The organism is Mycolicibacterium brumae (assembly GCF_025215495.1).
Classification (GTDB): Bacteria; Actinomycetota; Actinomycetes; order Mycobacteriales; family Mycobacteriaceae; genus Mycobacterium; species Mycobacterium brumae.
In genome coordinates, this window is sequence record NZ_CP104302.1 from 1,197,808 (window position 1) to 1,224,550 (window position 26,743).

Genomic DNA, 26,743 nt, shown 5'->3' on the forward strand with positions numbered 1-26,743 from the left:
TAATTTCTGCTGGTTGTGACGGGGCTTCGGCAATTCCTGGGTGACCAGCACCTCGATCACGGCTGGTTGCCCACCGTGGTCGAGGCGCTCGCCCTGCTCATCGCCCTCGTCTCGCTCTGGCGATTCGGCCGGCGCTGGCCGCGCTGGCTTCCGGTGGCCGCCGCGGTGGCCGGGATCGTCGTCGCGGGGTCGGTGGCGTGGTATCTGCACGACGAGGGCATCACCGGGGACCCGGCCCCGGCCCGGCTGTGGTGGTGGCTGGCCGTCGGCGGATTCTGGCTGGTCGTCGCGGCGCTGGGCTGGCGTTGGGCGGGCTGGCGGGCCGGGGTGCTGTCCTGCGCGACGGCGCTGCTGTGCGTGCTCAGCATCGGGCTGACGGTCAACGCCTGGGTCGGCTACTTCCCGACCGTGCACAGCGCCTGGGCGCAGCTGACCGTCGCGCCGCTGCCCGGCCAGACCGACCGGATGACCGTCACCGCCATGCAGCTGTCCGGCGAACGCCCCGAGCACGGTGTGGTGGTGCCGGTGACGACCACCGCCGAGATCTCCGGGTTCGGCCACCGCACCGAGCTGGTGTACCTGCCGCCGGCCTGGTTCGCGACCAACCCGCCGCCGGAGCTGCCGGTGGTGATGATGCTCGGCTCCCAACTCAACCTGCCCTCGGACTGGCTGCGCGCCGGCAATGCGTCGAACATCATCGAGAACTTCGCCACCGCCCACCGTGGGATGTCCCCGATCTTCGTCTTCCCGGACGCCACCGGGGCGTTCGACAACGACACCGAATGCGTCGACGGGCCCCGCGGCAACGCCTCGACCCACCTGACCGAGGAGGTGGTCCCGTTCGTCATCTCCGACTTCGGGGCCAGCGCCGACCCGCGGCAGTGGGGGATCGTCGGCTGGTCGATGGGCGGCACCTGTGCGGCGCACCTGGCCACCCGACGGCCGGACCTGTTCGGCTCGATCGTCGACATCGCCGGGGACCTGCGCCCCAACGCCGGCACCCCGGAACAGACCCTGGACCGGCTGTTCGGCGGTGATGAGGCGCGCCGGGCGCAATTCGACCCGGCCACCGTGATCCGCGCCCACGGCCGGTACGCCGACCTGGCGGCGGTGTTCGTGGTGCCCGGGGACCCGGCCCGCCGCCGCGACGCCCTGGACAACCCGGAGGGCCAGGACGTCGCCGCGGACACGCTGTGCCGGCTGGGAATGACGCACGGCATCGACTGCTCGGTGCAGGTCATTCCCGGCAAGCACGACTGGACGTTCGCAGGGGCGGGCTTCGACCGGGCGCTGCCCTGGTTGGCCGGCCGGCTCGGCACACCCGGGCTGCCCGAGGTGGCCCCGCCGGGGACGGCGCCGCAGCCGCAGGACACCCCGTCGGGGTGAGTAGGCTGATCCGTTGTGATCACCCGCATGTCGGAGCTGTTTCTGCGCACGCTCCGGGACGACCCCGCCGACGCCGAAGTTCCCAGCCACAAGCTGCTGATCCGGGCGGGCTACGTCCGGCCGATCGCCCCCGGGCTGTACAGCTGGCTGCCGCTGGGTCTGAAGGTGCTGCGCAAGATCGAGAACGTCGTGCGCGAGGAGATGGACGCCATCGGCGCGCAGGAGATCCTGTTCCCGGCGCTGCTGCCGCGCGAACCCTATGAGCAGACCAACCGCTGGACCGAGTACGGCGACAACCTGTTCCGGCTGGCCGACCGCCGCGGCAACGACATGCTGCTCGGCCCCACCCACGAGGAGCTGTTCGCGCTCACGGTGAAGGGGGAGTACAGCTCCTACAAGGATCTGCCGGTGATCCTGTACCAGGTGCAGACCAAGTACCGCGACGAGGCACGTCCGCGCGCGGGCATCCTGCGCGGCCGCGAGTTCATCATGAAGGACTCCTACTCCTTCGACCTCGACGACGCCGGCCTGGAGCGGTCCTATCTGGCGCACCGCGGCGCGTACCAGAAGATGTTCGACCGGCTCGGGCTGCGCTACGTGATCGTCTCGGCCACCTCCGGGGCGATGGGCGGCAGCGCGTCCGAGGAGTTCCTCGCCGAGAGCGAGGTCGGCGAGGACACCTTCGTGCGCTGCCTGGAGTCCGGGTACGCCGCCAACGTGGAGGCCGTGCAGACGCCCGCGCCGCCGGCGTTGGGCGACGAGGAGATCGCCGGCCTGCCGGAGGCCGTCGTGCACGACACCCCGGCCACCGAGACCATCGCCACCCTGGTGTCATGGGCCAACGACGCCGGCGTGTTCGGCGACCGGCAGGTCACCGCCGCCGACACCCTGAAGAATGTGCTGCTCAAGGTCCGCGCGCCGGGCGGTGACTGGGAGCTGCTGGCGATCGGGCTGCCCGGTGATCGGGAGGTGGACGCCAAGCGGCTGGAGGCGGCGCTGGAGCCGGCCGAGTTCGCCATGCTGGAGGCCGCCGACTTCGCCAAGCACCCGTTCCTGGTGAAGGGCTACATCGGCCCGAAGGCGCTGCGCGACAACGAGGTCCGCTACCTGCTGGATCCGCGGATCGTGGCCGGGACGGCCTGGATCACCGGCGCCGACGCGCCCGGGCGGCACGTGGTGGGCCTGGTCGCCGGCCGCGACTTCGTCGGCGACGGCGTCATCGACGTGGCCGAGGTCCGCGAGGGTGATCCGTCCCCGGACGGCGCCGGGACGCTGGTCAGCGCCCGCGGCATCGAGATCGGGCACATCTTCCAGCTGGGCCGCAAGTACACCGACACCTTCGGCGTGGACGTGCTGGGGGAGAACGGCAAGCCGGTGCGGCTGACCATGGGCTCCTACGGGGTCGGCGTGTCGCGGCTGGTCGCGGTGATCGCCGAGCAGTGCCACGACGAGCTGGGCCTGCGTTGGCCGTCGGTGGTGTCGCCCTTCGACGCGCACCTGGTGATCGCCAACAAGGACGCCGACGCCCGCGCCGGCGCGCTGGCGCTGGCCGACGAACTCGACGCCCGCGGCCTGGACGTGCTGCTGGACGACCGCACCTCCTCGCCGGGGGTGAAGTTCAAGGACGCCGAGCTGCTCGGGGTGCCGTGGATCGTGGTGGTGGGCCGCGGCTGGGCCGACGGCACGATGGAACTGCGTAACCGGTTCACCGGCGAGACCCGCCAGATCGCGGTGGGCGCGGGCGCGGCCGGGGAGATCGCCGCAGCGCTGGGATAGTCGAGCTCAGCCGCGGGCTGCGGCGGTCGATCGATGCTTGACCAGCCGGGGCAGCACGCCCTGGCTGGGGCTGAAGAGGTAGGCCAGCGCGAAGGCGACGCCGTTGACCAGCACCACCATCGCGCCGGTGGCGGTGTCCAGGTAGTAGCTCAGATACAGCCCGGTCAGCCCGCACACCGTCGCCAGGGCGGGCGCGATCAGCAGCATCCGGGAGAACCGGTTGGTCAGCAGGTACGCGGTGGCTCCCGGGGTGATCAACAGCGCCACCACCAGCACCACGCCGACGGCCTGCAGCGCGACCACCGCGGTCAGCGCCAGCAGCCCGAGCAGCGTCGCGCCCAGCACCCGCGGGTTCAGCCCGATCGCGTGCGCGTGGCTGGCGTCGAACGCGTACAGGGTGAAGTCGCGGCGCTTGACGATCAGCACCGTGAACACCAGCGCGCCGAGCACCGCGACCTGCGCCAGATCGGCGCGGGAGACCCCCAGCAGGTTGCCGAAGATGATGTGGTTCAAGTCGATCTGGCTGGGGGTGATCGAGATGAGCACCAGGCCGAGGGCGAACATGGTGGTGAACACCACGCCGATGGCGGCATCCTCCTTGGTGCGGCTGGTGTTGCGCACCAGCCCGATCAGCGCGACGGCGGCGAACCCGAAGATCACCGCGCCGACCGCGAACGGCGCCCCGGCGATATAGGCCAGCACCACCCCGGGCAGCACCGCGTGGCTGACCGCGTCGCCCATCAGCGACCAGCCGATCAGCACCAGCCAGCAGGACAGCGTCGCGCACACCACCGACGCGATCAGCGTGGTGGCCACCGCGCGGACCATGAACTCCATCCGCAGCGGCTCGACCAGGAACTCCCACAGCGCCGTCATCGGGCGCCCCGTCCGTCGTCGAGCACGTCGAGGCCGAACGCGCGGGCCAGATTCGCCGGCTGCAGCACGGTCGCCGGGTCGTCGTGCATCAGCACGGTGCGCATCAACAGCACCGCCTCGTCGGCGAGGTCCGGCAGCGCGTGCAGGTCGTGGGTGGACACCAGCACGCTGGCCCCGTCGTCGGCGAGGCGCCGCAACAGCCGGCTGATGGTGGCCTCGCTGCGCTTGTCGACCCCGGCGAACGGCTCGTCGAGCAGCAGCAGGTCCGCGCCTTGGGCGATGCAGCGGGCCAAAAACGCGCGCTTGCGCTGCCCGCCGGACAGCTGCCCGATCTGACGGTGCTGAAAGTCGGTCAGCTCGACCTGCTCGATGGCCTGGTCGACGGCGTCGCGGTCGGCGGCCCGGGGCCGCCGGGTGGGGCCCATGTGCCCGTAACGGCCGGTCATCACCACCTCGCGGACCGACACCGGGAACGCCCAGTCGACGTTCTCGCTCTGCGGCATATAGCCGACGGCGCCGCGCCGGCGCGCCGCGCGCGGGTCGCCGCCGTAGATGCGCACCGAGCCGCGATCCGGGCGCACCACGCCCATGATGGTCTTCAGCAGGGTGGACTTCCCGGAGCCGTTCATGCCGATCAGCCCGCACACCCGACCGCGGCCCAACTTCAGGCTGGCGTCGGACAGAGCCAGCACCGGTCCGTACCGGACGGTGACCGAATCCACTTGCAGCGCAGGGGTGTTCACGGCCGGTCGCCGCCGGTCAGTCCCGCCACGATGGTGTTGACGTCGTGGGTGATCAGATCCAGGTAGGTGGGCACGGGCCCGTCGTAGCCGGAGAGTGAGTCGACGTAGAGGGTGCCGCCGAACTGCGCGCCGGTCGCCTCGACCACACGCTGCATCGCGGCGTCGGAGACCGTCGATTCGCAGAACACCGCGGGCACGTCGTTGGCTTTGACGAAGTCGATGACGGCGGCGATCTGCTGCGGCTTGGCCTGCTGCTCGGCGTTGACCGGCCACAGGTACTGCTCGGTGAGCCCACCGTCGCGGGCCAGATAGGAGAACGCGCCCTCGCAGCTGACCAGGGCGCGCTGGTTCTCCGGGAGCGCGGCCAGCGCGGTGGTGAGGGTGTCGTTGACCTGCTGAAGCTTCCCGCGGTAGGCGGCGGCGTTGGCGCGGTAGTCCGCCGCGCGGTCGGGGTCCAGCTCGGCGAACGCGTCGGCGATATTGTCGGCGTAGATCTGCGCGTTCAGCGGGGACATCCAGGCGTGCGGGTTCGGGTGCTCGCTGCCGGCGATCAGCAGCGGATCCACCCCGTCGCTGACCACCGCGTGCGGCACGTCGATGCCGTCGACGAACTTGTCGAACCAGGCCTCCAGGTTCAGGCCGTTGTCCAGGATCAGCGCCGCGCCGGCGGCCCGGCGGATGTCGCCGGGGGTCGGCTCGTAGCCGTGGATCTCCGCCCCCGGTTTGGTCAGCGACGCCACGTGCAGGTGGTCGCCGGCCACGTTGGCGGCGATGTCGGCCAGCACGGTGAACGTGGTCAGCACCGTCGGGCGTTCTTCGGCGTCGGTGTCCTCGGGGGCGCACGACGCCAGTGCCCCGGACACCGCGAGCGCGGCGATCGCGCAGGTCAGCCGCCGTCGCGTGCGTGCGAACATTTCTACCTCCGCCCCGTTGTTGGCCGCAGCGAATCAAAAGATTCGGTCGACCGAAAATAGTCCTCGGGAGGCGCTTCGGGCAACTCAGCGCTGCGCCGAGAGTGGCGGATAGGGCAGGTCCGTGCTCAGGTCCGGATCCACCCGCACCGGCTGGCCCAGGTAGGGAAAGGCGCGCTGCGCGCAGGCCGGTCGTTGGCAGATCTTGCAGCCCGCGCCGATCGGAACCCGGGCCTCGGCGTCGGTCAGATCCACTCCGGCCGCGTACACCAGTCGCTCGGCGTGCGCGACATCGCAGCCCAGACCGATCGCGAAACTCTTCTGCGGCCCCAGGTAGCGGCTGGGCTCGGTGGTGGTGCTGCGCGCGATCCAGAAATAGCTGCGCTCGTCGGGCATCTGGGCCACCTGGGTGAGGAACGCCCCCGGCTGGGCGAACGCGCGGTGCACCACCCACAGCGGGCAGTTGCCGCCCACCCGGGAGAAATGGAATGCGGTGGCGGACTGCCGCTTCGAGATGTTCCCGGCGCTGTCGGTGCGGACGAAGATGAACGGCACCCCGCGGGCGTCCGGACGCTGCAGGGTGGACAGCCGGTGGCAGATGGTCTCGAAGCCCACCTGGAAGCGGCGCGCCAGCGCGTCGATGTCGTAGCGCAGCGTCTCGGCGGCGTCCAGGAACTGGCGGTACGGCAGCAGCAGCGCGCCGGCGAAGTAGTTGGCCAGGCCGATCCGGGCCACCCCGCGGGCATCGGGGCTGAGCTGGTCGTCGCCGGCCAGGATCGCGGTGATCAGCTCGTCGTAGGCCAGCAACGCGATCTGGGTGGCCAGTTGGAAGGCGCGCTGGCCGGGCTGCAGCCAGCGGGCCAGCCGAACCGTGCGGCTCTGCGGGTCGAACACCCGCTTGGCATTGGGCGGCAAGGTGTCATCGAGGGCGGCGCGGATGCCGAATTGGTCATCGAGCAGCTCCACCAGCCGGGTGTCCAACTCGCCGACCTGCATCCGGTGCTCGGTGAACAGCGACTCCGCGGCCAGGTCCAGCTCGCCGATGTAGTTCTTCCGGTCGTAAAAGAAGTCCCGGACCTCCTCGAACGGCATGGGTTGCGAGCCGTCGGGGACGTGGCCGTGCGCCGCGCCGTGCAACGCCTCGAGCTCGGCGTTGGCGTCGTGCAGCCGTCGGTGCAGGCTCACCAGGGCCTGGCCCACCTCCGGCATCCGGGCCACCAGCTCCTCGATCTGGCCGGATGTCACCGCCGGGGCGTCGAGCACATCGCGCAGGTCGGCGACCAGCCGGGCGTCGGAGTCCGGGGCGAAATAGCCGGCCGGCAGGCCGAAGCGCTCGCTGAGCGAGAGCAGCACCGGCACGGTGATCGGGCGCTGGTCGTTCTCCAGCTGATTGACGTAGCTGGTGGAGAGATTCAGCGCGTGCGCCAGAGCGACCTGGGTCAGCCCCTGTTCCTCGCGCAGGCGCCGCAGCCGGGCGCCGGCGAATGTCTTCGCCACAATCCGCACCTTACGCCCGGATGCTTACGCAAGGTTCGCAAACACTGGCGGAAATGGACACAAAAATACGCATTTACCGGGGGTTTCGGTTGATCTGAGCGCTGCGTACGGTGCGAATTATGCAGATCCACGACGTTCGCACCCGCCGGAGTGCCGAAGACTTCCCGCAGCAAGACCACCTCGCCGCCAAGATCGCCCGGGTCGCCGCCGACCCCGTCGCCGTGCCCGAGGACACCGCCGAGATGGTGCTCAACCGGATCATCGACAACGCGTCGGTGTCGGCCGCCTCGGTGATCCGCCGGCCGGTCACCGTCGCCCGGGTGCAAGCCCAGGCGCACCCGGCGTCCGGGACCGGCAACGGAGCGAAGGTGTTCGGCGTGGCCGGGGCCTCCTCGCCGGAGTGGGCCGCCTGGGCCAACGGCGTCGCCGTGCGCGAACTGGACTTCCACGACACCTTCCTGGCCGCCGAATACTCCCACCCGGGCGACAACATCCCCCCGCTGGTGGCCGTGGCCCAGCACCTCGGCGTCGGCGGCGTCGACCTGATCCGCGGACTGGCCACCGCCTATGAGATCCAGATCGACCTGGTCAAGGGCATCTGCCTACACAAGCACAAGATCGACCACGTCGCCCACCTTGGCGCGTCGGCAGCCGCCGGCATCGGAACCATGCTGGGCCTCGACGAGCAGACCATTTACGACGCCATCGGGCAGGCGATGCACCTGACGACGGCCACCCGGCAATCCCGCAAGGGCCTGATCTCCAGCTGGAAGGCCTACGCCCCGGCGTACGCCGGAAAGGTCGCCATCGAGGCCGTTGACCGCGCCATGCGCGGGGAGGGCTCCCCGGCCCCCATCTGGGAGGGCGAGGACGGCGTCATCGCCTGGCTGCTGGAAGGCCCCGAGCACACCTACCAGGTGCCGCTGCCCGCCCCCGGCGAGCCCAAGCGCGCCATCCTGGACAGCTACACCAAGGAGCACTCCGCGGAGTACCAGAGCCAGGCGCCGATCGACCTGGCCCGCCGGATGCGCGAACGCGTCGGCGACACCGGCGAGATCGAGTCCATTGTGCTGCACACCAGCAACCACACCCACGTCGTCATCGGCACAGGCTCGGGTGACCCGCAGAAGTTCGATCCGGACGCGTCGCGGGAGACGCTGGACCACTCGGTGCCCTACATCTTCGCCGTCGCCCTGCAGGACGGCGCCTGGCATCACGAGCGGTCCTACGCTCCGGGGCGGGCGCACCGCCCCGACACCGTCGAGCTGTGGCGCAAGATCTCCACCGTCGAGGACCCGGAGTGGACTCGTCGCTACCACAGCCTGGACCCGGCCGAGAAGGCGTTCGGCGCCCGCGCGGTGATCACCCTGAAAAGCGGCGAGGTCATCACCGACGAACTCGCTGTCGCCGACGCGCACCCCCTCGGCGCGCGGCCCTTCGCCCGCCCGCAGTACGTCAACAAGTTTTTGGAACTCTCCGACGGCGTCGTCGACGGCGATGAGCAGCAACGATTCCTGGCCGCGGTCGACGGTCTGGCCTCGGCCGCGAACGCCGACGGGCTCAACGTGCTGGTGCGCCCCGAGGTGCTGGACAAGGCCCCGACCATCCCCGCCGGTATCTTCTGATGAGCGGCCTGTTGGGCGCGTCCGCGTCGGCGGCGGACAAGCGCCGCGCGTTCCGCGCGGGACTGGAATCCGGTGCGTTGCAACGCATGCCGGGCGCCTTCTCGCCGCTGGTCGCCAAGCTGGTCGCCCAACTCGGTTTCGACGGGGTGTACGTCTCCGGCGCGGTGCTCTCCGCCGACATCGGCCTGCCCGACATCGGCCTGACCACGCTCACCGAGGTCGCCGGCCGGGGCGCGCAGATCGCCGCCGCCACCGACCTGCCGACCTTCATCGACGCCGACACCGGATTCGGTGAGCCGATGAGCGCCGCGCGCACCATCACCGTCCTGGAGGACGCCGGACTGGCGGGCGCCCACCTGGAGGACCAGGTCAACCCCAAGCGCTGCGGGCACCTGGACGGCAAGGCCGTGGTGCCGGTGGAGGAGATGCTCAAACGCATCCGCGCCGCCGTCGCCGCGCGCCGCGATCCGAACTTCGTCATCTGCGCCCGCACCGACGCCGCCGGCATCGAAGGGATCCCCGCGGCGATCGACCGGGCCAAGGCCTACGCCGACGCCGGCGCTGACCTGATCTTCACCGAGGCGCTGCACACCCCGGCCGACTTCGCGCAGTTCCGGGCCGCGGTGGACACCCCGCTGCTGGCGAACATGACCGAATTCGGCAAATCCGAACTGCTCACCGCCGGTCAACTCTCCGACCTCGGCTACAACGTCGTCATCTACCCGGTGACCACCCTGCGGCTGGCGATGTTCGCCGTCGAGCAGGGCTTGCGCGAAATCGCTTCCACCGGAACGCAATCCGGACTGCTGGATCAGATGCAGCACCGCAGTCGGCTCTACGAGCTGCTGCGTTACGCCGATTACAACGAATTCGACAGCGACATCTACAACTTCGCACTGCAGGGAGCACAGCGATGACCGTCACCGACGACACCCCCAAGATCTACAAGGGCCTGGCCGGTGTGGTGGTGGACACCACCGCCATCTCCAAGGTGGTGCCGGAGACCAACACCCTGACCTACCGCGGTTACCCGGTGCAGGACCTGGCCGCGCACTGCAGTTTCGAGCAGGTCGCCTACCTGCTCTGGCACGGTGAGCTGCCGACCGAGAAGCAGCTGACCGAATTCTGCCAGCAGGAGCGCGCCTCGCGGCGCATCGACCGCTCCATGCAGGCGCTGCTGGCCAAGCTGCCCGAGACCTGCCACCCGATGGACGTGGTGCGCACCGCCATCAGCTACCTGGGCGCCGAGGACTCCGAGGAGGACGATCCCAGCCCGCGAGCCAACCTGGCCAAGTCGATCCGGATGTTCGCGGTGCTGCCGACCATCGTCGCCGCCGATATGCGCCGCCGGCGCGGGCTGGACCCGATCCCGCCGCGCAGCCACTTCGGTTACGCGGAGAACTTCCTGCACATGTGCTTCGGCGAGGCGCCCGAACCGGAGATCGTCAAGGCCTTCGAGGCCTCGATGACGCTCTACGCCGAGCACAGCTTCAACGCTTCCACCTTCGCCGCCCGGGTGGTGACCTCCACCCGGTCCGACATCTACAGTGCCGTCACCGCCGCCATCGGCGCGCTGAAAGGTTCGCTGCACGGCGGGGCGAACGAAGCCGTCATGCACGACATGCTGGAGATCGGGACGCCCGAGCGTGCCGCGGAGTGGTTGCACGGCAAGCTTTCTCGCAAGGAGAAGGTGATGGGCTTCGGGCACCGGGTGTACCGCAACGGCGACTCCCGGGTGCCCACCATGAAGGAATCGCTGCTGCGTGTGGCCGCCGTGCGTGACGGGCAGAACTGGGTCGACATCTACGAGGTGCTGGAGAGCGCCATGTACGCGGCCACCAAGATCAAGCCCAACCTGGACTTCCCGACCGGGCCCGCCTACTACCTGATGGGCTTCGACATCGGCAGCTTCACCCCGATCTTCGTGATGAGCAGGATCACCGGATGGACCGCGCACATCATGGAGCAGACCGCGGCCAATGCGTTGATCCGCCCGCTGAGCGAATACGCCGGCCCGCCGCAGCGCGCCCTGGGATAGTGGGGTCCATGTTCTCCAAGGTGCTGGTCGCCAACCGCGGTGAGATCGCTATCCGCGCGTTCCGGGCGGCGTTCGAGCAGGGTGTGTCCACGGTCGCGGTGTATCCGTTCGAGGACCGCAACTCCGTGCACCGCTCCAAGGCCGACGAGTCGTACCAGATCGGCGAGGAGGGCCACCCGGTCCGGGCGTATCTGAACGTCGAGGAGATCGTGGCCACCGCCGTCGCCGCGGGCGCCGACGCGGTATACCCCGGGTACGGATTCCTGTCGGAGAACCCGCAGTTGGCGGCGGCCTGCGCCGACGCCGGCATCACCTTCGTCGGGCCGTCGGCCGAACTGCTGGAACTGACCGGCAACAAGGCTCGCGCCATCGCCGCCGCCCGGGAGGCCGGGCTGCCGGTGCTGCGCTCCTGTGCGCCGTCGGCCGATGTGCCGACGCTGTTGGACGCCGCGCAGGAGGTGGGCCTCCCGCTGTTCGTCAAGGCGGTGGCCGGTGGCGGTGGGCGCGGTATGCGACGGGTCGCCGACCCGGAGGACCTCGCCGACGCCATTGAGGCGGCCAGCCGGGAGGCAGAATCGGCGTTCGGGGATCCGACGGTGTTCCTGGAACAGGCGGTGCTGAACCCGCGCCACATCGAGGTGCAGATCCTCGCCGACACCCAGGGCAACGTCATCCATCTGTTCGAACGGGACTGCAGCGTGCAGCGCCGGCACCAGAAGGTCATCGAACTCGCCCCCGCCCCGAACCTGGATCCCGCGCTGCGGGAACGGATTTGCGCCGACGCGGTCGCCTTCGCCCGGCACATCGGCTACACCTGCGCCGGCACGGTGGAATTCCTGCTCGACGAACGCGGCGAGCATGTGTTCATTGAGATGAACCCGCGCATCCAGGTGGAGCACACCGTGACCGAGGAGGTCACCGACGTCGACCTGGTGTCCTCGCAGCTGCGGATCGCCGCCGGGGAATCCCTCGACGACCTCGGCCTGAGCCAGGACGCCGTGACGCTGCGCGGCGCGGCGATGCAGTGCCGGATCACCACCGAGGACCCGGGCAACGGGTTCCGTCCCGACACCGGTCGCATCACCGGCTACCGCAGCCCCGGCGGCGCCGGCATCCGGCTGGACGGCGGGGCCAACCTGGGTGCCGAGGTCGGCGCGCACTTCGACTCCATGCTGGTGAAATTGACCTGCCGCGGAAGGGATTTCGCCACCGCGGTGCGCCGGGCCCGCCGCGCGCTGGCCGAGTTCCGGATCCGCGGGGTGTCCACCAATATCGGCTTCCTGCAGGCCGTGGTGGAGGACCCGGATTTTCTGGCCGGGCGGGTGACGACGTCGTTCATCGATGAGCGCCCGCAGTTGCTGACCGCGCGGACCAGCGCCGACCGCGGCACCAAGATCCTCAACTACCTCGCCGACATCACCGTCAACAAGCCGCACGGCTCCCAACCGTCCAAGGTGTACCCGCGCGACAAGCTGCCCGAGCTGGACCTCGACGCCAAACCGCCGTCGGGTTCCAAACAGCGGCTCGACGAGCTGGGGCCCGAGGGGTTCGCGTTGTGGCTGCGCGACTCCCCGGGGGTGAAGGTCACCGACACCACCTTCCGCGACGCCCACCAATCCCTGCTGGCCACCCGGATCCGGACCAGCGGTCTGGTGCGGGCCGCTCCGCACGTGGCGCGGCTGACCCCGGAACTGCTGTCGGTGGAATGCTGGGGCGGCGCGACTTACGATGTGGCCCTTCGCTTTCTGAAACAGGACCCGTGGGAGCGGCTGGCCTCGCTGCGGGAGGCGATGCCCAATATCTGCCTGCAGATGCTGCTGCGCGGCCGCAACACCGTCGGCTACACGCCGTACCCGGTGGCAGTCACCGACGCGTTCGTCGACGAGGCCGCCCGCACCGGAGTGGACATCTTCCGGATCTTCGACGCGTTGAACAATGTGGAGTCGATGCGGCCCGCGATCGACGCCGTCCGGGCCACCGGCACGACGGTCGCCGAGGTCGCCATGTCCTACACCGGTGACCTGTCCGATCCGAACGAGTCGCTGTACACCCTGGACTATTACCTGCGGCTGGCCGAACAGATCGTGGACGCCGGCGCGCACGTGCTGGCGATCAAGGACATGGCCGGTCTGTTGCGCCCGCCCGCGGCGGCGACGCTGGTCTCGGCACTGCGGTCCCGTTTCGATCTGCCGGTGCACGTGCACACCCACGACACCCCCGGCGGCCAATTGGCCAGCTACATGGCGGCCTGGCAGGCCGGCGCCAGCGCCGTCGACGGGGCCGCCGCGCCGCTGGCCGGCACCACCAGCCAACCCGCGCTGAGCTCCATCGTCGCCGCGGCCGCGCACACCGAGTACGACACCGGCCTGGACCTGGCCGCGGTGTGCTCGATGGAGCCGTACTGGGAGGCCGTGCGGCGGGTGTACGCGCCGTTCGAGGCGGGACTGCCGTCGCCGACCGGTCGGGTGTACACCCACGAGATCCCCGGTGGGCAGCTATCGAACCTGCGGGTGCAGGCCGTCGCGCTGGGTTTGGGCGACCGGTTCGAGGACATCGAGAACGCCTACGCGGGCGCCGACCGCATCCTCGGGCACCTGGTCAAGGTCACCCCGTCGTCGAAGGTGGTCGGCGATCTGGCGCTGGCGCTGGTCGGGGCGGGCGCGACTGCCGAAGAGTTCGCCGCTGACCCGGGCCGATACGACATCCCGGATTCGGTGGTCGGTTTCTTCCGCGGTGAACTCGGCGACCCGCCCGGCGGGTGGCCCGAACCGCTGCGCACCACGGTGCTCGAAGGCCGCGGGCCCGGCCGCGCCGAACAGCAGCTCACCGACGACGACCTGCAGCGCCTCAGCCACCCCGGACTCGCCCGGCAGTCCCGGCTCAACACCCTGTTGTTCCCGGGTCCCACCGCCGAATTCGAGGCGCACCGTGAGGAATTCGGCGACACCACCCAACTGTCGGCCAACCAGTTCTTCTACGGCCTGCGTCAGGGCGAGGAGCACCGGGTCCGCATCGGCAAGGGCGTGGAGCTGCTGATCGGGTTGCAGGCCATCTCCGAACCCGACGAGCGCGGCATGCGCACGGTGATGTGCGTGCTCAACGGCCAACTGCGCCCGATCACGGTCCGGGACCGCTCCATCGCCGCCGATGTGCCCGCCGCGGAGAAGGCCGACAAGTCCAACCCGGACCACCTCGCCGCGCCGTTCTCCGGGACGGTGGCGCTGGCGGTGGCCGAGGGCGACACCGTCGAAGCCGGGCAGACCGTGGCGACGATCGAGGCCATGAAGATGGAGGCCAATATCACCGCGCCCAAGGCCGGCACGATCATCCGCGCCGCAGTCACCGCGACCGCGGCGGCCGTCGAGGGTGGGGACCTGCTCCTGGTGATCAAGTAGGCCGGGTGTTCAGCCTGCCCCGTCGGTTCGGGAACGCCGACGTCACCGGAGCTGCTCTGTGCGGGTGGGCGCCCTTCCGGTGTTGACGGTCGCCCGGTCCATCATGTCTGGGGTTGCCCCCGTTCGGTAGACACCGGTTAAGCGGCTTGCTCCGCTTGGTTGATCATCAATGTCTCGAAATCCACTGGACTGAGATACCCGAGTGAACTATGGAGCCGACGCCAATTGTACACGTTCTCAATCCAATTCGCTACCGCGTGAATAGCTTCAGCGTGCGTGGCGAAATGCCATCGGTGATAAAACTCCGATTTCAATGTCGACCAGAAACTCTCCTGCTGCGCATTGTCCCAACACACCCCGGTTCGCCCGACGGACTGACGCACATTCAATTCCTCGGCCACGGAGAACATCTGCGCCGAGGTGTACTGGCACCCGCGATCCGCATGGAAAATCACTCGCTCCATCGGTCCCGTCGCCGGGTCCCGGAACAGGTGCGCCCGGCGCAGCGCGGCCTCCACCACGTCGGTGTGCAAGGTTTCGGCGAACGCGTATCCCAGTACCCGACGCGAGCAACCGTCACGGACCGCACACAGGTACAACCAGCCCTCGTCGGTACCCAGGTAGGTGATGTCAGAGGTCCACACCTTGTTCAACGCGCCCTGGTCGAAACGCCGGCCCACCAGATCCGGCAACGTGTGCGCCCGATCATCAACGATCGTGGTCGGCGGGCGCCATGTGCGCGGGCTGATTCCCTCAATTCCATTGTCCACCATGATCTTCGCCACTGTCTTACGAGACACGGTTTCGCCCTGCCGGCGCAGCGTCGCAAGGATCCGCGGAGCGCCGTCGACCCCGTCGGATTCCTCATGGGCAGCCTTGACCGCCACGGTGAGCTCGGCGCGCCGCTGCGCGCGCGGGCCGGGCCCGGCGTCGCGGGCTTTGACCCACTTGTAGTAACCCGAGCGAGAGACCCCCAGCAGTCGAGCGCACCGGCTGACACCGAACATGGCCTTCTCCGCGTCGATCAGTGCGAACGCCTCGGCGGGTTCGGACCGGTCTCCTTCGCGAAGAAGGCTGCGGCTTTTTTTAGAAACTCCCGATCCATTCGCAATTCAGAAACCTCCACCCGCAGGCGCTCCAACTCAGCGCGCTCATCAGCGTCCAAGGCTTCCGGTGCCGAATCCATCTGTGCGCGCTCAATACCCACCCAGCGGCCCAGCAACGCCTCACCAACCCCGATTTCTCGGGCCACCTCGGCAATCGAGCGCCCGGTGTCAATCACCAAATGCGCGGCCTCATGCCGATACTTCGGCGTATACGACGCCCTCTTCTTCGTGCCCACAACAACATCCTTTCCCGCCTGACTTAGGACATTACTGGTCGGTAGCTTTGGGTGCGTCGCGTTGACCTGCAGGTTCGTTCGCTGGGGTGGATGGTTTGGGGTACTAAGCGGGTAGATTCGTGCGGTGGCGTACGTGCGGAAGGTGCGCACCGGCTCCGGCGCGGTGGCGGTGCAGGTGGCCTGCAAGAATTCCGGGAAAGTCCAGGTCATCGCCCATGTTGGATCTGCTCATACCGATGCTGAGCTGGGGATCCTGTTGGAGAAGGCCCGGCAGCTGGTGCACGGGGACCAGGAGGCGCTGGACTTCGAAGCCCCGGCCCGCTCAGCTCGGGTCGAGGATGTCGCCGACTACCGGCGACGAATCCTGCCTGCGACCGGCACGTCGAGTTGCGCGGGAGCGCCGGCGCCGCCGGGCCGGACGGTCGGCACTTGCTCGAGGTTGCTCTATGACACCCTCGCCGCGGTGTATGACTGGCTCGGGTTCGACGCGGTCGATGATCCGGTGTTCCGGGATTTGGTGATCGCCCGAATCGTGGAACCGACCAGCAAACTTGATTCCCTGCGGGTGCTGGCCGATCTCGGCGCGGATGGGCGCTCGTATCGGACGGTGCAACGTCACCTCGATGAGGTCGGGCCGAAGAAGTACCGCGACACCATTGCTGAGAAGTGCTTCGCCTACGCGCGTGACTGCGGCGGCCTCTCGCTCCTTTTGTATGACGTCACCACGTTGTGGTGGGAAGCTGAGAACGAGGACGGACTACGCAAAGTCGGGTACTCGAAAGACCGGAAGGTCGACCCTCAAATTGTGGTCGGACTGCTGGTCGACCGGACAGGGTTCCCTCTCGAAATCGGTTGCTATGAAGGCAATACCGCCGAGACCACCACCATTGTGCCGGTCGTGCGCGGGTTCCTGGAACGCCACCAGCTCACCGACACCGACATGGTCGTGGCCGCCGACGCCGGCATGTTGTCTGCCTCGAATCTCAAGGACCTCGATGAGCTGGGGCTCTCGTTCATCGTCGGTTCCCGGGCAACCAAGGCGCCAGCTGATCTGGAGTCCCATTTCCACTGGAACGGTGACGCGTTCACCGACGGCCAAGTCATCGACACCGTCACCCCGCGGCACGGCAACAACAAGTGCGTCAACGACCGAGCAAAGCGCGCTGAACCCGTGTGGGACCCCGAGGTCCATTCGGCGGCCTGGCGGGCGGTGTGGGCGTACTCAGCCAAACGGGCCCGGCGAGATCAGAAGACCCTTGCCGCTCAGGAAGCCCGCGCCAAGGCCATCATCGACGGAACGCAGCCGGCGAAATCAGCGCGGTTTGTCAAAGTCAGCGGCAAAGACCGACACCTCGATGACTCCGCACTATCTCGGGCGAAATCCCTTGCGGGACTGAAGGGTTACATCACCAATGTGCCGGCCACGGTCATGCCGGCGGACGAGGTCATGGCGAAGTACCACGACTTGTGGCACGTGGAGAAGTCATTTCGGATGTCGAAGTCCGACCTGGCCGCCCGCCCGATCTGGCATCGCCAACGCGAAACCATCGAAGCGCACCTGACGATCGTGTTCGCCGCACTGGCCGTCTCGCATGCCGTTCAATCCCGGACCGGGTACTCCATCGCCAAAGTCGTCAAAGGCCTACGGACACTGCGCAGCGCGACCATCGCCATCAACGGCGTCACCCAGACGTTCCCACCCGATGTGCCCGCCACCCAGCGCGAGATCCTCGAACACCTCGGACTGGCGCCCTGAACGCCAAATATCCTTACAAACGCCACCGCGCCGGGTCGAAAATCGGGAAATCGGGGTACTAAACCAAATGTCCTAACTCAGGACCAAATGCGCGGCCTCATGCCGATACTTCGGCGTATACGACGCCCTCTTCTTCGTGCCCACAACAACATCCTTTCCCGGCCAGCAGCACGCTGCCAAACCAATCGGGATGTCTACCGAACGGGGGCATCCTCACCAGGGCTTGCAGGACATCTCGTACAGCCCAGCGGTGCCTGCTGCCACGAAATTCCCTGTCCGCCCACGCGAGACTGTGGGAAAGCCACAACACCACCGACTGTGGGGGGTGTGTGTAGTTATTCCTGTGTGCGAGTTGGTTCGCTTTGTTGGCGTATGCCGCTTGGCAGTAGGTGAGGGCTTTGCGGAAGTCGTGGGCGAGCCGGTCTTCTGGCCGTGGGCCCTTGTCGGCGTAGCTTCGGCCGAGCCCTGCCCAGGGGCGTCCGGGCAGTGTGTTGTTGAGGATGGCGTTGATGCTGTAGCCGTTTTTGACGGCGTTGAGCATCACGGACATGCGGGCTTCTGATGGTGTTGGCCAGCGCTTGTTGCGGGGGAGGATTCCGTCGGCGGCGAAAGCGGCCTCATCGGCGGTGAGCGGTTTGCGCCAGCAGAACGGCGCGGCTAGGCGGAGGTCGTCGCCTTCGCCGCAGGTGGTCTGGTCAGGCTCGATCGTGGTGGTGTTCTCGCGCGTCCCCGCCGGCGCGGGCAGGGTTCCCAGGAGTGTGTAGAGCGCGGGCAAGAACCCCGGCTCGCTGCCGACGGTGAAGGCATCCACGGCATTGGCCAGGGGCCCGTCGAGGAGTCGGTGGCCACCGCCCGAGCAGACGGTTCCGGGCACCGAGATCGCGCCGGTGCGCGCGTTGAGGTTAGGGGTGATGTCGAGGCTGGGAAGCCGCGCCGCGAGGGCCTGGACGAGGCCTTTGAGTTCTGAGAAGGACGCCGAGGTGCCCGCGGCCAGGGGGACCAGGATGTGTCGGCCACCGCTGGTGGAGCGGTCGGTGACGATGCGCGCCCCGCAGGCGGTGAACCACGCGATCGCGGTGGCGACGTCGGCGTCGACCTGGCCCCGTCCGCCCCGCTTTGCGTCGAAGTCCAAAACAAGCATGGCGGTGCGGCCGACGCCGTTGAACAGGTGCACGGCCGCCAGCAGCGTCGGCAGCCGGTCGGTGATTTTGGCGCGGCGGACACTCTGCTTGGATTCGGGATCGATCAGCCGGACCACCCGGCGGCCGGCGGGGGCCATGAGGGGCGCGAGTGCGCGCCACACCGCAGCAGGCGGGTCGGTGGCCGCGCGGATGTCGCAGGCGGCCGCGACACTGTGGTCACGATTTGGCGCTGGCTCTGGCTCGGCGGCCAGGTATGCGCTATCGTGAGACGAGTCCTTGAACAAGACGGCGTCCCTTTCGAGGGGCAAAGGTGCGATCTGGTTCTGAGCTGGTAACTCAGAACCGCCCCGACCGGAGCTGGTAACTCGGGTCAAAGACAAAGCCCCCGCCCGGGGCTTTTGTCGTATCTAGGGGGATCGACACCGCTATGGATTTGTCTGCGTCTTCCCGAGGGTCCAGCCTCTCGGGGTGCTGTCACATCGCCAGGCGCAGCATTCCCTCCTGGTCCCGGCGGACCGTCATAGCCGGTTGCGTGAGACCGAGGCGGGCCCGGACCACTTGGGCGTTGTAGGTCGCTTGGGGCAGCCGACCGCGCCGGCGTTCGATCTCGCCGCGGACCTCGGGATGCACCCGCGCGGTCGCGTAGAGAACATGGTCGTCTGCGTCACCGGAGGGCGCGTCCTGCGCCGCGGAGCCCGCGTCGACGTTCAGCAGGGTCAGCTGGTGGCGAGGGTTAAGCAGATCACCGCGGCCCACGTGCTCGGCCAGTATTTCTGCGAGGAAGGTCGACCGGTCGACGGGGCCGCGGAGTCCGTCGACCGTAGCGACTTCGGACGGGTATAGGCCGACCTTGACGACTTCTCGGTCACCAAGGTGGGGGCGGCCCCGGCGGCCTGTTGAGGTCTTGAGCGCCATGCCGTTCACCTTGACCGATCGTTTCCAGGAAACCGGCGCGACACGCCGGAGTCCGGCCGCGGCACTTTAGTTCCGGGTTTTACTCCCGGCGTTTGTGACGCCTGTTTAGCCCGGTGCCAGGATCGGACGGTCCAGCAGGTGGCGAGCAGAGGAGCGTCGTGAGCCGACGTGTGAGCCGGGGTTTCCAGCGCGAGCGACTTTCGGCGCTGCTGGCCGAGAGCGGTATGGCGCGCTCCGATGTGGCCCGCCTGGCCGGCGTGGCGGCGTCCACACTCAACAGCTGGGAGCGGCGCGGCGGCGAGCCGGACATCGAGCGATTGGCGCGGGTGGTGCGACTTCTGGACGTGGAGATCGCTGAGGTTGTCGTGGTGCCCGACGACGAATGCATGCCCTCGGATTTGCGCGTTCGCCGAGGAATGACGCAGATGCAGCTGGGCCAGGCAGCCGGCCTGTCGACGACGGTGGTGTCCGGGTTTGAGCGGGGGGAGACCCGCTGGTCGCCGCGTAAAGCCGAGAAACTCGCCCCTGTGCTGGGAGTCAGCGTTGGCGAATTGGAAGCGGCATGGCTGAGGGCCAAGAATCGGCCGGCCGGAACGAAGCCCTAGCCAGCTCTGCTGGGTTGACCGCACAGGGCGGTCAGGCGGCGGCCGCGGCGGCAGCGCCGCGGCGGCTGCGCCGCGTGCTGGCGACGTCCGGCAGTGGCGGCAGCGGAGCGCCGCCCAGCTCGACGGCAGCACGGGACTTGAAGATTTCAAGGAACCGTTCGTAGATCGGTTCCAGGGCGGTGAGTTTGTCGCCGGGCAAAACCTGGCCCGCCCAGACGCCGTGTGTGGCGCGGCTGACGACGGCGTTGTAGGCACAGCGGCCAATGAAGGGGCAGGAGCTGCACATCTTCTCGGCTCTCCGGTACTTGGTGTCCACGGCGAACCACAGCGCGTCGGACTCCGCCGGCGGCTTGGCCTGGCAGGGGGTCCGCTGCGTGGACACGAAGGTCCTGCGGATCGTGGGGGAGTCGGGAATCCCGGCTGCCGGGGTGGTGGACTTGGTGAACGACGCCTCGATGAGCACTTTGCACCCTCCTGACCTTGACTTTGACGGTTTTTCGTCCGTCCGTTTGTCGGTTTTACCGCTTATGAGGGGGAAGAGTAGCAGAGAATCCCGGTATTTTGTCGCTTTGACGGCTCATATTGTCGATTTTACCGGTCGCTAGGCCCGTGATCGGCCTACTTTGTCGGTTTTCGGCCTCTGCCTAGCCCTGCTCACGGCCCGTTTCGGTGTTGAGTGTCGGTTTTGCCGATCGCATCGGGCAAGATGAGGCCCATCATGTCTCGGGAGAAGCTGGGTCAGCGCATGCGGCTGCGCCGTCGTGAACTCGGCCTGACCCAGGAGGCTGTCAGAGCTTCCGGCGGACCGGGCACCACGGCACAGCGGCAGCTGGAGAAGGGGCGGTATTCGCACGAGCTGACGCCGAAGCTGACGACCAGCATCGAACGGGTGCTCGGCTGGGAGCCGGGGAGCGTGAAGTGCGTGCTCGACGGAGGGGAGCCGACGCTGGCGACGGCTCACGAACCGTCGATCGCCGAGGCCGAGGTCCGCCCGGACGGGGACGCCACCCCGGCCGGCCCCGCTGTCCCCGCCGCGGCCGCGCCAATGGCTGCGCCGGCCCCGGAGCCGACGGCACCGGCGCTGGGGGATCAGTTCGGCCTGGTGTACGAAGTGCTGGCCATGCGGGAGTCCTTCGCCGATACGACCGCGGGGTGGCCCGAGGAAACCCGCATCGCACTGCACGATCAGGTCGAGAGATTCAGCAGGACCGCCGAAAACACCCTCCTTGCCGCGCTGTCATGGCTGCCCGACGAGGCCCGAGCCACGGCCTACCGGCTGCTGGCACAGCTGCGCGATCCTCTGTGACGGTGGCGCTTTGTCGGCGCGTGTGCCAATACTGAACGTATGAGCGAATGGTGGGAGGATCAGCTGAACCGCGACGGCGCGGCGTCGGCGCTGCCGGCCCTGTGGACGCCGAGGGCGGTCGTCCCCCAGACCGCAAATCCGCAGGACTGGTGGACCTACGCGCGGCTGTGTGCGCGGCGCTACCGCGAGGGAGTGTTCCCCGAACCTGTGCGAGTTCACGGCCCGGTGCTGCGTCGTGACGAGAAGGCCCTCGTGCTCGCCGAGGGCATCGAGTACAGCCGCCTCTACGGCGGCGACGGCTACTACACTCCCGCCAACACGTGGGTCGTTGGCCGCCCGGCGGTGATGGCGACGGCCGCTGTCATCACCGCCACCGTCAACCGGCGGCGGAAAGCTGCCGCCCGGCGGGAGGCCGAGGTCCGCTGGCGCGCTCAACAGAAGGTTGCCGCGATAGCCACTGACTGGCGAATCATGTGCAATCCAGAAGGTCAGTTCATCTCGTTCTTCTACCGATCGGTGACTGAGTTCCACCCCGACCTGAGCGACTGGTCGATGACTCTGGCCTTCGGCGATGAGTGCAGCCCCCTGCGGCTCCGGGGCCTGGCGGTCCCGGCGATGGCTCTTTGGGTTGGTGCGGCGGCCTACGGCGCGGATTGGGTGGATGATCCCCGCCTCGCGCCGTTGCTGGCGTGAGTGCCTGGTCAGCTTTGGTTTGACCGCTGTGCCGAATGTTCCGGGCGAGTACGATCACGGCATGGCACGAGATCTAGACGTCGATACCTCTGCCGCCGGCGCGGGCCTGCTCGCCGCGGGCCAGGAACGCATGTCCGCGATCGCCGCCGGCGTTCCCATCCTGCCCGAAGGCGCATACATCAGCGCGTTCTCCACCGTGGTACGCGCCGCACTCATCGCAGACACCGCGAAGCTTTCAGGGAAGGTGACTGCCGGCCTGACGGCGACCGGGCCGTCGATGGCCAGCTATGACACGCAGCAGGCGCTTAACACAGCAACCCTGAGTACCTGATTGCCGGGAAGGAATGGCTAGAACGATGACCACCACTTCGCCACCTCCTTGGGCACCGCCGACTGCCGGGGGAGGGGCCCTCCCGCCGCCACCGTCGCAGCCACTTCCGGAGGCTCGTCATCCACGGCGGCGCGGGCCGCACGTCAGAAAGGCTCTCGGAGCCGCCGCCGCTTTCCTGGTGCTGGTGCTGATCGGCGGGACCGCACTGATTACCTACACGCTCACGTCGCGCAGCTCGACTCCAGTAGTCGAGACCCCGGCGTCGGAGCCTTCCACGCCAGCCAGCTCGGCGGGGGACTCCGCCGTAGCCAAAGAGAGACTCTGCGCTGCATTCCTACAAACGACGAAGGGCTCCACAGGCCGCGGCGGAGTTGTTAGCGACGGGGAACTCAATACTGCGAATGTTCTCCGGATAGTTGCGAGCGTGGTCACGATCCAGCGTGCCACGACCAACGACGTGGCTCCCGACGTCGCCGAGCTCGCAAACGCCTTCGTTGACGGAAAACTCGCCTTGGCCAACGCAGCCCTCGCTAACGAGTCCATTGAGGAGCTGGTACGCCTGAATGGGCTGGGCAACGAGGCGACACGGAACCTTGCCGACGCCTGCGGCATCGCCTACTGATGGCGGCAGTAACCACGGGGGCCAGCCCACGTCCACCCGTCCCACCGCCGCCGCCCGGTCTGTCAATTCCGCGTGTGCCCGCCGCGCATATCACCCCGCCGTCAACACCGGCCCCGCCGGTGTTGACGGCGCCCGCTACCCCGGCCACTGGTGAAGGCGCGCGGCTACAGACGCTCCTCGCCAACGCCATGCCGTCAATTCCCGCCGGATACATCGCCGGGGTTGGGATGCCTGGCGGCGCAGATGTCCCGATGCCCACAGGGCTTTTCACCTACGCCTTGATCCAGCCGGGCCTGTGGCCACTTGAATCCGAAAGCCAGATCGACCAGGCCGCACAGCAGCTCGGAGGCATAGGGTCTCGACATGAGGACGCCTCGACGACTGCGAGAGCCCGGACGGACGCGGTGTTCTCGGGCGACTGGGTAGGACAGGCCGCCCAATCCGCCGACGCACACTACACCGGAGAACACTCAACCCAGATTCGCCTGGCGGGAACCTACGACGCGGCAGCCCAGGGGTACCGCCGCCTTGGCCCACAGGTTCGAGACACTAAACGCAAGATGTTCGATGCGAATACTGACGCGCACAACGAGATTGATCAACTTCTCAAGTCAGACAACTTCTTCTCAACTGCGCAGATCCCACCAATTCTCACGAAGTATCGCGGCCTCATCACGTCGTACTCAGGTGAGCTGGCCCAATCCACCACCACCGAGATCTCACTGTTCACAAACCGGTTCGGTGACGTGCCCGCGACGCCCATGGATTCGGACGGCGACGGCGGACTTCAAGACGACGACCCGACAGGCGGCGATCCAGCGGTGCCCGACCCCGACGCCCTCGGGGAGGATTTACCTACAGGGCCCGGACTCCTCGAACCAAACCCCACGCCGGGAGGGCTAACCGACCAGCTCGCACCTCTGCTCCCCGCGCCCGTCAATCGGCTTCTCGAAGACACCCCGATTGGGAAAGCTCTGAACCAGGCGCTCCCGCAGATTCCGCAGATCCCTCAGCTTCCGGGCAGCGGTGCAGGTGATCCGTTGAAGTTGCTGACCGGCCCGACGAATCCGTTGACGAGCCTGTTCCGTGGGACGGGGCTTCCGCAGCTGCCGGGTGATGCGGGGAAGCTCTTGCAGCCCCAGGCCTTGAACCAGCATTTCCAGACCTTGGCGGCTTTCGGCGATCCGCTGTCCCGCGGGATGACGGTGGGCACCGCTGCTGTCCAACCGCTGGTGAGCGGCGCGCCGCCGACCGCGCCGCCGACGCCACTGGCTGCACCGGCACCGGCGACTGCGCCGGTTGTGAGCCCGCCGACGGTCGCGTCAGCGCCAGCACCCGTGGCGGCAGCTCCGGCGACATCTGCAGGTGCCCCGATGCCTCCGATGACGCCGTACGGCTCGGTTATGCCGCCGGCAGCCGGCACCGCCCCCGCTGGCGCGCCGGTTCCTATGACTCCGGCCTCACCGGTCGCTCCCGCAGCTGCCACTGCGCCGGCGAGCGTGGTTCCCGCGGCAGTTCGAGACGTGTCCGGAACGCGGGTCAAGCGAGAGTTGGCGGTCTCGGATTTGGATACCGCGCGCGCGGTGGTGGCAGATCTGGCGGCGGCGTCCAGCGTGAGTTACCCGGGGTTGGAGTGGGCCGTCGGTGTCGCGCGGGGGCCGTCGGGTGTGCCGGAGTTTTGGATCGTCAGCAACGAGGGCGCGTCGTATATCCCTGCGGGAGTGTATGTTCCACGAACCATGCCCTTGGTGCGCGGGATGGACCCGGACTTTGATGCCCGGTGGTTCGGCTGGTTCGATCCTGCGGAGACGGTGTGGCGATCCATCACCTCGCGCGGACTCACCGTGTCTGCCATTGCGACCACGTGGTCGACTCCGGGGGAACGGGTGACTGAGAATGTGCCTGCCCTGGCGGCGGGAGTTTTAGGTCTGGAGGGTGGCCCGCCCGCCGCCGAGGCCGCCCAGCCCGCGCGGAATCGCTCGCATCGGCTGGAAACGCTGTCTGATTCGATCTGGTTCCAACTGCAACAGGCTGAGCGCACCGAGATGGAGGAGTACTGCCGGGCGTTGATCGAGCGAATCGCGTTCGCTGAACCTGCGTTGTCGTCGACCGCGCAGGATATTGCCCGAACGATCGCCGCTGGGCGATGGCCCACTGCCGACGAGTGGGCGGCCTTGCAGGAGGAGTACCAGCGGGCGCAACTGATGGCTGGCGCGCAGCGACCGGGGCTGTTGGGCATCGAGGATCCCGAACAGCTGGTGGCCTACCAAGCGGACTTCATGATCTGCCGCCGCCTGGAAGCGCTACTCGCCTGGGAGCGCGGAGATCTGGCGGACTTGCTGTACGCCGCGCTCGTTGGAGGCGTGGATCTCTCCAACCACTGAGCAGGGCTGTGAATCCGCTGGTGGGTGTGGTTGTGGCCGGTTTTGGGCTCTAAGTTGGTGCTGTGAGCGTTGGCGTCCAGAAGTACCTCGGGGCGGTGGACAGCGTGCTTGGCGGTGCCGAGCGGCTGTATCCGACCTCGACGAGCCAGAAGACGCTGAGCACACTCGAGCCCGTGATCCCGCGACCGCCGAACGGGGCGGGGAACTTGCTGACCTACTCGTCGGCCGATGGCCGGAGCTACCAGATCAAGCTGACCAGCACCGGCAACACCGACAAAGGGGTCAACTGGTGGACGAGCACGACCGACGAGAAGGGCGCGGGTGATCGACGTGATGCCGCGGGCATCCGCACCGACGCCCGCAGCACCGGCAACGCACTGGCTCCGGCGGCCAACTCCCCTGAGGGGATGAAGACCCTGGCGGGGTCGATGGAACAGCGCCTGGCGGCGATGGAGCGCAAGCTGGCCACCTCGAAACGCCAGAACGCGCTCCTGGCCGCACGGCTGCGCCAGATCGCCGCCGCCTACCGCGCCGCCGGCAAAACCGGCGGCGGCATACCCAACCTGGGTTCGATGGGCGGCAGTCCATCAGGAAAGCCCAGCATCCCTGGGGCACCGAAGATGAATGGCATTCCGGGGCTCAGCACACTGTTCGGCAACCGGGGGACCACCAAGACGCGCAGTGGCGAATCGGCGATCCCCTCGCTGAGTTCCGGGGCTCTCTCGGCGTCATCCTCACCCAAGGAGGTGGCGCGGGCGATCCTGGCGGAGGCCGCGCGACGGGGATACTCGCGCGAGCGCGCCATCGCGATCTTGTCGACTGCGATGCAGGAATCGGGGTTGAGGCAGCAAGCGAGAGGTGGTGGCGGCGCGTGGTGGGGGATCTTCCAACAGGACACCAGCTATCACGGACGTGCCAACCCCAACCTGAATATCTACGAGTTCTTCGAGCGCCTGGACGGCAAGGGTGGACGCACATCCTCGGACATCTGGAAGTCGATTTTCTGGCTTCAGCAGAGGCCGGGAGAGTCCTCCGCCGAGGCGGCCTACGCCAATGGAAGGAAGGCGTACCTGCGGGAGATTCAGTCGCAGGTCTCGGCGGCGACCCGCATGTATGACAGCATTGTCGGATAAAACCGCCTTGTAGGTTCTCAAGTTTCGCTGCACTTTCTCAACTTCGTCTGCACTTCCGTTGCACCGCTCCGCGTTTCAGCTGGTCAGCACCATGACGGCGCTCGCCGGTGTATAGGAAATGCAGTGCTCCGTGAGACAAACGGTGGTGCAGCGGCGGTGAGACAAACAGGAAGGGCCAGGTCAGGGCGTCGGGAAATGCGACGCGGCGTGAGAACCTACACGCCTTGTAGGTTCTCAAGTTTCGCTGTGCACTTTCTCAACTTCGTC

The 26,743-nt window shown here is 68.0% G+C and carries 22 protein-coding genes; 14 read left to right on the top strand and 8 right to left on the bottom strand.

What is annotated here, in order from left to right:
- The first annotated feature begins 15 nt into the window (after positions 1–15).
- Both L2Z93_RS05975 and L2Z93_RS05980 read left to right on the top strand, forming a co-directional pair.
- On the top strand, positions 16–1,386 hold the full coding sequence (locus tag L2Z93_RS05975; protein ID WP_234785977.1) for an alpha/beta hydrolase: 1,371 nt from the start codon (positions 16–18) through the stop codon (positions 1,384–1,386).
- Positions 1,387–1,401: 15 nt separating this feature from the next.
- Positions 1,402–3,162, top strand: coding sequence for a proline--tRNA ligase (locus tag L2Z93_RS05980; protein ID WP_090585298.1), 1,761 nt, complete (start codon positions 1,402–1,404; stop codon positions 3,160–3,162).
- Between the two features lie 6 nt (positions 3,163–3,168).
- Here L2Z93_RS05980 and L2Z93_RS05985 read toward each other — a convergent pair whose 3' ends face one another.
- The 4 genes from L2Z93_RS05985 to L2Z93_RS06000 all read right to left on the bottom strand — a co-directional run bounded on the left by L2Z93_RS05985 (position 3,169) and on the right by L2Z93_RS06000 (position 7,189).
- Positions 3,169–4,038, bottom strand: a complete 870-nt coding sequence (locus tag L2Z93_RS05985; RefSeq protein ID WP_090585296.1) for a metal ABC transporter permease — start codon at positions 4,036–4,038, stop codon at positions 3,169–3,171.
- Positions 4,035–4,781 carry a metal ABC transporter ATP-binding protein gene (locus L2Z93_RS05990; protein ID WP_090585294.1) on the bottom strand — a complete coding sequence of 249 codons (747 nt, stop codon included), beginning with the start codon at positions 4,779–4,781 and terminating at the stop codon, positions 4,035–4,037. The genes L2Z93_RS05985 and L2Z93_RS05990 overlap by 4 nt, the downstream gene beginning before the upstream one ends.
- Entirely contained in the window at positions 4,778–5,695 is a 918-nt protein-coding gene (locus L2Z93_RS05995) for a metal ABC transporter substrate-binding protein (protein WP_090585292.1), read from the bottom strand. Before L2Z93_RS05995 ends, L2Z93_RS05990 begins: the two co-directional genes overlap by 4 nt.
- Before the next feature lie 84 nt (positions 5,696–5,779).
- Positions 5,780–7,189, bottom strand: a complete 1,410-nt coding sequence (locus L2Z93_RS06000) for a short-chain fatty acyl-CoA regulator family protein (protein ID WP_193438923.1) — start codon at positions 7,187–7,189, stop codon at positions 5,780–5,782.
- Positions 7,190–7,308: 119 nt separating this feature from the next.
- Here L2Z93_RS06000 and prpD point away from each other — a divergent pair, with 119 nt between their 5' ends.
- Genes prpD through L2Z93_RS06020 form a run of 4 tightly spaced genes read left to right on the top strand, consistent with a single transcriptional unit; the run spans position 7,309 to position 14,247 of the window.
- On the top strand, positions 7,309–8,814 hold the full coding sequence (prpD, locus tag L2Z93_RS06005) for a 2-methylcitrate dehydratase PrpD (protein ID WP_162561852.1): 1,506 nt from the start codon (positions 7,309–7,311) through the stop codon (positions 8,812–8,814).
- Entirely contained in the window at positions 8,814–9,731 is a 918-nt protein-coding gene (prpB, locus tag L2Z93_RS06010; protein ID WP_090585286.1) for a methylisocitrate lyase, read from the top strand. The genes prpD and prpB overlap by 1 nt, the downstream gene beginning before the upstream one ends.
- Positions 9,728–10,852 carry a bifunctional 2-methylcitrate synthase/citrate synthase gene (locus tag L2Z93_RS06015; protein WP_090585284.1) on the top strand — a complete coding sequence of 375 codons (1,125 nt, stop codon included), beginning with the start codon at positions 9,728–9,730 and terminating at the stop codon, positions 10,850–10,852. Before prpB ends, L2Z93_RS06015 begins: the two co-directional genes overlap by 4 nt.
- An 8-nt stretch (positions 10,853–10,860) precedes the next feature.
- Positions 10,861–14,247 carry a pyruvate carboxylase gene (locus L2Z93_RS06020; protein ID WP_090585600.1) on the top strand — a complete coding sequence of 1,129 codons (3,387 nt, stop codon included), beginning with the start codon at positions 10,861–10,863 and terminating at the stop codon, positions 14,245–14,247.
- 137 nt (positions 14,248–14,384) lie between these two features.
- Here the strand turns inward: L2Z93_RS06020 and L2Z93_RS06025 are convergent.
- A protein-coding gene (locus L2Z93_RS06025; RefSeq protein WP_090585282.1) for an IS3 family transposase occupies positions 14,385–15,589 on the bottom strand; the annotation gives its coding sequence in 2 pieces (ribosomal slippage) (positions 14,385–15,334 and positions 15,334–15,589; 1,206 coding nt in all).
- Between the two features lie 124 nt (positions 15,590–15,713).
- Here L2Z93_RS06025 and L2Z93_RS06030 point away from each other — a divergent pair.
- Positions 15,714–17,345 carry an IS1634 family transposase gene (locus L2Z93_RS06030; RefSeq protein ID WP_099541445.1) on the top strand — a complete coding sequence of 544 codons (1,632 nt, stop codon included), beginning with the start codon at positions 15,714–15,716 and terminating at the stop codon, positions 17,343–17,345.
- Between the two features lie 97 nt (positions 17,346–17,442).
- Here L2Z93_RS06030 and L2Z93_RS06035 read toward each other — a convergent pair whose 3' ends face one another.
- Positions 17,443–18,771 (bottom strand): hypothetical protein, encoded by a 1,329-nt coding sequence (locus L2Z93_RS06035; protein WP_133119232.1) that lies wholly within the window; start codon positions 18,769–18,771, stop codon positions 17,443–17,445.
- Positions 18,772–18,961: 190 nt separating this feature from the next.
- Complete coding sequence (locus L2Z93_RS06040) at positions 18,962–19,402, bottom strand: hypothetical protein (RefSeq protein ID WP_090593860.1); 441 nt, start codon at positions 19,400–19,402, stop codon at positions 18,962–18,964.
- Positions 19,403–19,560: 158 nt separating this feature from the next.
- Between L2Z93_RS06040 and L2Z93_RS06045 the strand changes: the two genes are divergently transcribed.
- Complete coding sequence (locus L2Z93_RS06045; RefSeq protein WP_234786305.1) at positions 19,561–20,007, top strand: helix-turn-helix domain-containing protein; 447 nt, start codon at positions 19,561–19,563, stop codon at positions 20,005–20,007.
- A gap of 31 nt (positions 20,008–20,038) precedes the next feature.
- Here L2Z93_RS06045 and L2Z93_RS06050 read toward each other — a convergent pair whose 3' ends face one another.
- Positions 20,039–20,470 carry a WhiB family transcriptional regulator gene (locus L2Z93_RS06050; RefSeq protein ID WP_162562049.1) on the bottom strand — a complete coding sequence of 144 codons (432 nt, stop codon included), beginning with the start codon at positions 20,468–20,470 and terminating at the stop codon, positions 20,039–20,041.
- Between the two features lie 255 nt (positions 20,471–20,725).
- On the opposite strand from L2Z93_RS06050, the gene L2Z93_RS06055 reads away from it, so the two are divergent.
- From L2Z93_RS06055 to L2Z93_RS06080, 6 genes are all read left to right on the top strand, one after another.
- Entirely contained in the window at positions 20,726–21,313 is a 588-nt protein-coding gene (locus L2Z93_RS06055) for a hypothetical protein (protein ID WP_128111872.1), read from the top strand.
- A gap of 39 nt (positions 21,314–21,352) precedes the next feature.
- Complete coding sequence (locus L2Z93_RS06060) at positions 21,353–22,006, top strand: hypothetical protein (protein ID WP_090593869.1); 654 nt, start codon at positions 21,353–21,355, stop codon at positions 22,004–22,006.
- A gap of 61 nt (positions 22,007–22,067) precedes the next feature.
- Positions 22,068–22,337 (top strand): hypothetical protein, encoded by a 270-nt coding sequence (locus L2Z93_RS06065; protein ID WP_090593872.1) that lies wholly within the window; start codon positions 22,068–22,070, stop codon positions 22,335–22,337.
- A gap of 178 nt (positions 22,338–22,515) precedes the next feature.
- Entirely contained in the window at positions 22,516–22,959 is a 444-nt protein-coding gene (locus L2Z93_RS06070; RefSeq protein ID WP_128111870.1) for a hypothetical protein, read from the top strand.
- Between the two features lie 74 nt (positions 22,960–23,033).
- Positions 23,034–25,343, top strand: a complete 2,310-nt coding sequence (locus L2Z93_RS06075; protein WP_234786306.1) for a WXG100 family type VII secretion target — start codon at positions 23,034–23,036, stop codon at positions 25,341–25,343.
- A 62-nt stretch (positions 25,344–25,405) separates the two neighbouring features.
- Entirely contained in the window at positions 25,406–26,476 is a 1,071-nt protein-coding gene (locus L2Z93_RS06080; protein ID WP_090593881.1) for a hypothetical protein, read from the top strand.
- The last annotated feature ends 267 nt before the right edge of the window (positions 26,477–26,743 follow it).